The organism is Candidatus Ruminimicrobium bovinum (assembly GCF_902760015.1).
Lineage (GTDB): Bacteria > Elusimicrobiota > Endomicrobiia > Endomicrobiales > Endomicrobiaceae > Ruminimicrobium > Ruminimicrobium bovinum.
Map to the genome: position 1 here is coordinate 1 of NZ_CACWEU010000050.1, position 5,488 is coordinate 5,488.

A 5,488-nucleotide genomic window follows, 5' to 3' on the forward strand; every position below is an offset into this window, starting at 1 on the left:
AACCTTCAACCCTCAACATTCAGCTCTAAACTCTCAGCCCAAAAAAATTGCAAAGCAATTTTTTTTTATATAAAATAAAGGATTATGAAAAGCAAACAAAAAGGTATGGTTATTATAATGTCTGCACCGTCGGGGGCAGGTAAGACGAGTATTTGCGATGCCGTTGTTAAAAAGAATAAGAATATAGTTTATTCAATTTCAACAACAACACGGGCTCCGCGAAAAGGTGAAAAAAACGGCAAAGAATATTTTTTTGTAACCGAAGCAAAATTTAAAGACGAGATTAAACAAAAACAGTTTGCGGAATGGGCAAAAGTTCATAATAATTATTACGGAACAAGTAAAAAAATACTGGAGAGTATAATATCAAAAGGGAAAGATGTTTTGCTTGATATAGATGTTCAGGGTGCAATTAAAATAAAAAAACAGTATAAAGATGCCCTTATGATATTTATCATGACACCTTCATTAAAAATATTGAAGCAACGTCTTATAAAAAGAAATAAAGATACAAAAGAAGTTATAAACATACGGCTTAAAAATGCCGAAAAAGAAATAAGTTATATTGATAAATACGATTATCTTGTAATAAACGATAAATTAAACGAAAGTATAAAACAGGTTGAAAATATAATAAATTGCAGCAGATTATCAACAAAAAGAAATAAAGTAATATGGAGAAAAAAATGACAGAAAAATCTTTGGATGAAATGTTTTTTGAAACAAAACTCGGTAAGTATGATGTTGTTCGTAATGCAATTGAGCTTATCAAAGTAAAAAAAGATGAAGAAGGTTATGCCCACTTACCGCAAACATTGCTTCTTAACAAAGTATTAAGAGAAGTTTTGGAAAATAATATGACTTACGAACAGATAGAAAAATTAAGACAAGAGAAGAAAGCTAAAAAAGCCAAACAACAAGAGGATGCAAATGCAACAGCAGCAGCAGAACCTGCTTCAAAATAAAAATATAGTTTTAGGTATTTGCGGCGGAATTGCAGTTTATAAAGTTTGCGATTTGGTTAGAAGTTTAATAAAACTCGGTGCAAACGTTACTTGTGTAATGACCGAAGCCGCAACAAAATTTGTTACACCTTTAACTTTTCAATCTCTTTCAAAAAACAAAGTTTGTTGTGATATGTTTGACAGCTCTTATTTTGAAATAGAACATATTTCTCTTGCCCAAAAAGCAGATGTTTATGTTATAGTGCCTGCAACGGCAAATACGATAGCAAAACTTGCAAACGGTTTTGCCGATAATTTGGTAACATCCACCGTAATTGCAACTAAAGCAAAAATTATTGTATGCCCGGCAATGAACCACAATATGTATCATCATAAAGCCGTAGAAGACAACATAAAAATTTTAAAAGATTTCGGCTACGAAATTGTTGACTCGCAACCGGGGCTTCTTGCCTGCGGTGTTGTTGGTGACGGTTGCCTTGCCGACAATGAAACAATTTTAAATAAAATAGCTGAAGTGCTTAAAAGCTGAAAACGGCAATGACAACAGTATTAATTACATTAGGACCGACCAGAGAATATATTGACCCTGTTCGTTTTATATCAAATGCATCATCGGGTAAAATGGGGCGGGAAATAATAAAGCAAGCTTTAAAAAAAGGTTGTAATGTTATTGCCGTTAAAGGACCTTGTAATATTGAAATAAAAAACAAAAAATGTAAAATTGTTGATGTGGTTACAACGGCACAAATGTTTAAAGCCGTTAAAGCTAATTTAAAATATGCCGATGTTTTTATAGGTGTAGCCGCCGTTGCCGACTATACACCGGTAACAATACAAAAAAACAAAATAAAAAAGACGGATAAAATTTTAAATTTAAAATTAAAAAAAACCGTTGATATAATAAATTATGTTGCAAAACATAAAACGGAAAAACAAACCGTAATAGGTTTTGCTTTGGAAAGTAAAAATTTATTAAATTATGCAAAAGATAAATTGAACGGTAAAAAACTTGATATGATAGTTGCAAATCCTACTGAAACCATAGGTTCAAAATTTTCAAAACCTGTTTTTATTTTTAAAAACGGTGATATTAAAAAATTAAATTCCGCAACAAAAAATAATATAGCAAAAGAGATTATAAATGAAGCAATTAAATTATACCGAAATTGTTAAACTTGCAAAAACATCAATTGAAGAATATTCAAATTGGGATGAAGAAGAAATCGGTATTTTTGAACCGGAACGACAAATGAAAAAAATTGATAAAATATCCGAAATAAAAAAAACAACCGAACATTTAAAAAACTCACAACAAAAGTTGGAAGAGTTCAGACAACAAATTTGTAATTGCAACAAATGTCCGTTAGGTAAAACAAAATTAAATTTTGTATTCGGTGTGGGTGACCCTTATGCCGATATTATGTTTATAGGGGAAGGTCCCGGTTTTCAAGAAGACCACAAAGGCGAACCTTTTATAGGCAGAGCGGGAATGTTGCTTGATAAAATAATAGAAGCAATGGGGTATAAAAGAAGCACTGTATATATTGCCAATATAGTTAAATGCCATCCGATGAAAGATTCGTCAAATCCCGAACTTAAAAATAACGACAGACCGCCCACACAACAGGAAATGCAAACTTGCAAACCTTATTTGGATAAACAAATAGAAATAATATCTCCTCGTGTAATTATTACTTTAGGTGCATCTTCTACAAGAGCATTATTAAATACCGAAGAAGTTATCAGTTCGTTAAGGGGGAAGTTCACCGAATATAACGGTATAAAACTTATGCCTACATATCATCCGGCGGCACTTCTTAGAAACCCTAACTTAAAAAAAGATGTTTGGTCCGATATGAAACAGGTTATGGCTTTTTTGAAAACAAAATAATATGAATATTGCAGAAATTGTTTTTCCAATTCCTTTGAATAAAAGTTTTTCATATCAAATTCCCGAAAATTTAAAAACGGAACAATGTATTAACAGAAGGGTAAAAGCTTCTTTCGGTAACAGAACTTTAACGGGTTACTGTATTGCCGTTAAAGAAAATTCTATTCAACAAAATCAAAAACAATTAAAAGAAATTATTGAAGTTCTTGATAAGGAACCTGTTATTACCGATGAAATGAATAAAATGGCAGCTTGGCTTTCCCAAACATATTTGTGCTCAACGGGCGAAGCATTGTCGGTAATAGTTCCGGTTTCTTTAAAAGTTCCAAAAAGAAAAGAAAAACCGAAAAAAGAAATTACAAAAAAAGAAAATCCTGTTTTTAAAGTTACAAAGTATCAACAAAATGCACTTGATGAAATTTTTCTTGCAATAGATAAACAACAAAATATAAATTTTTTACTGCACGGTGTTACGGGTTCGGGTAAAACCGAAATTTATTTAAGAAGTATTCAAAAAGTTTTGGAACAAAACAAAACCGCAATTTTTTTACTTCCCGAAATTGCACTGACACCTCAATTTATCAAAATAATAAAAAAAAGATTCGGTAATATTTTTGCACTTTGGCACAGTGAAGTTTCTTTGATTAAAAAATATAAAATTTTTGACTCAATACAAAAAGGAGAAATAAAAATTGTTATAGGTGCAAGGTCTGCAATTTTTTTACCTTTTGAAAATTTGGGCTTAATTATTATTGACGAAGAACATGAAACAACATATAAACAAAATAATAAACCCTGTTACTGTGCAAAAGAAATTGCATTATGGCGTGCAAAATATAATAATGCCGTTTGTGTTTTCGGCTCGGCAACACCTGCACTTGATACTTATAAAAAATGTATTGACGGAAGTTTTAAATTATTGGAACTGCCCGAAAGGATAGATTCAAAACCTCTTCCGAAAATAGAAATGGTTTCGTTAAAAAATGTTAATTTAAAAAATTCCGTTCTTTCAAAAAAAGTTATTTCCGCAATAAAACAGGCACTTGCAAGAAGAGAACAGGTTATTATCTTTTTAAACAGGAGAGGATTTTCTTCAACACTTATGTGTCAAAATTGCGATGCGGTTTATCAATGCCCGAATTGCTCCGTATCAATGGTTTATCATAAATATCCGGAAGTTTTAAAATGTCACTATTGCGGTAAAGAAATAAAATTCCCGGTTAAATGTCAAAAATGCGGGGGAAAAAATTTCCGTATTTTCGGGGTAGGTACTCAACGGGTTGAAGAAGAATTAAAAAAACTTTTTCCTTTTTCAAAAATTTTTCGGCTTGATGCAGACACTGCAACAAGTAAAGATGTTTATCGTAAAGTTTATGAAGGTGTTAAAAACGAAGAATACGATATTTTGCTCGGTACGCAAATGGTGGCAAAAGGTTTTGATTTTTCAAGGGTATCACTTGTATGTGTTGTGGATGCCGACACATCTTTGTATCTGCCGGATTTTTCGTCGTCGGAGAGAACTTTTCAACTTATTACACAGGTTGCAGGTCGTTGCGGCAGGGCGGATATTAAAGGAAAAGTTTTGGTGCAAACAAATTTTGCGCAAAATTATGCTTTGGTAAATGCACAAAATTATTCTTATAAAAATTTTTACGAGCAGGAAATGGATTTTCGTAAACAATTACAATATCCTCCGTTTTGTGATATGGCAAAAGTAACCGTTAGGAATAAACAAGATAAGAAAGCACAGGAAGTTGCACAGTCGATATATGAAATTTTGGAAAATAAAATATTAAAATTAAATTATCAAATATCTCTGCTTGGTCCTTGTCAAAATTATATTGCAAAACTTAACGGAAGTTACAGATGGCAAATAATTTTAAAAGGACAAAATGAACAAATCCGTCCGTTGCTTAAAGAACTTATCAATATAAAACTCCCTGCACAAACATATATCAATTTGGAACTGAACCCCACCGACCTTTTATAAAATTCACTTTGTGAATTTTAGGTTATAGGTGATAGTTTAGAGCTTAGAGTTATAAATACAGTCCTCAGCTCCTCAGCTGTAGTTAATGTCATTGCGAGCCGATGAAATCGGCGTGGCAATCTATGTCGTTTCGTTTTAAAAAATTCTCTTTTTTGCACTTAGTGTCGCCATTCGTTTGAAATTTTTAAAGCCGTGCGATAACTCTAAATTTTTGAACGACCTAATGTAATCAAAAATTTCTCTGCATATCGCACTAAAGAACTTTATAAAATTTATAGTTCTTTACTCTAAAAATTTCTTCACTCATAAGCGGCGACAAGTCGTGCTTCAAAAGAAATTTTTAAAAGTTTTGCCGTTGTCGTTAACCCTATAACCCCATAACCCAATAACCAAAAAAATTGCTTAGCAATTTTTAATAACCATTAGTAAACAATAACAAAATCAAGTAAAATAAATAATGAAAATAATAATAAAATATATTTTTAAATAAAAACAAACTAAATTTAACAAATAAAATAAAATTTTAATATTAAAATAAAATAGTTGACAAATAAAAATAAATAATATAAAATTTCAACATAAAAATATAAAAATAAGCAGTGGTGATAAACAATGATAAATAATAATGATAAACAAGTAATG

General features: G+C 31.1%; 6 protein-coding genes. All 6 read left to right on the forward strand.

What is annotated here, in order from left to right:
• Window positions 1–84 precede the first annotated feature (84 nt).
• From gmk to priA, 6 genes are read left to right on the forward strand one after another with little or no spacing between them, the layout of a single operon-like run.
• Window positions 85–690, forward strand: coding sequence for a guanylate kinase (gene gmk, locus ACMUOV_RS01830; RefSeq protein WP_413853218.1), 606 nt, complete (start codon window positions 85–87; stop codon window positions 688–690).
• A complete protein-coding gene (locus ACMUOV_RS01835) occupies window positions 687–965 on the forward strand; it encodes a hypothetical protein (protein ID WP_413853220.1) in 279 nt (92 codons plus the stop codon). The genes gmk and ACMUOV_RS01835 overlap by 4 nt, the downstream gene beginning before the upstream one ends.
• Entirely contained in the window at window positions 931–1,494 is a 564-nt protein-coding gene (locus ACMUOV_RS01840; protein ID WP_413853222.1) for a flavoprotein, read from the forward strand. Before ACMUOV_RS01835 ends, ACMUOV_RS01840 begins: the two co-directional genes overlap by 35 nt.
• 8 nt (window positions 1,495–1,502) lie before the next feature.
• A complete protein-coding gene (locus tag ACMUOV_RS01845) occupies window positions 1,503–2,138 on the forward strand; it encodes a phosphopantothenoylcysteine decarboxylase (protein ID WP_413853224.1) in 636 nt (211 codons plus the stop codon).
• On the forward strand, window positions 2,107–2,856 hold the full coding sequence (locus ACMUOV_RS01850; protein ID WP_413853226.1) for a uracil-DNA glycosylase: 750 nt from the start codon (window positions 2,107–2,109) through the stop codon (window positions 2,854–2,856). Before ACMUOV_RS01845 ends, ACMUOV_RS01850 begins: the two co-directional genes overlap by 32 nt.
• Before the next feature lies 1 nt (window position 2,857).
• Complete coding sequence (gene priA, locus ACMUOV_RS01855) at window positions 2,858–4,846, forward strand: primosomal protein N' (RefSeq protein ID WP_413853228.1); 1,989 nt, start codon at window positions 2,858–2,860, stop codon at window positions 4,844–4,846.
• The last annotated feature ends 642 nt before the right edge of the window (window positions 4,847–5,488 follow it).

Excerpts from the sequence above, each read along its gene's own strand:
- ACMUOV_RS01845 (WP_413853224.1), top strand. The coding sequence starts at position 1,503 with ATGACAACAGTATTAATTACATTAGGACCGACCAGAGAATATATTGAC.
- ACMUOV_RS01840 (WP_413853222.1), top strand. The coding sequence starts at position 931 with ATGCAACAGCAGCAGCAGAACCTGCTTCAAAATAAAAATATAGTTTTA.
- priA (WP_413853228.1), top strand. The coding sequence starts at position 2,858 with ATGAATATTGCAGAAATTGTTTTTCCAATTCCTTTGAATAAAAGTTTT.
- ACMUOV_RS01835 (WP_413853220.1), top strand. The coding sequence starts at position 687 with ATGACAGAAAAATCTTTGGATGAAATGTTTTTTGAAACAAAACTCGGT.
- gmk (WP_413853218.1), top strand. The coding sequence starts at position 85 with ATGAAAAGCAAACAAAAAGGTATGGTTATTATAATGTCTGCACCGTCG.
- ACMUOV_RS01850 (WP_413853226.1), top strand. The coding sequence starts at position 2,107 with ATGAAGCAATTAAATTATACCGAAATTGTTAAACTTGCAAAAACATCA.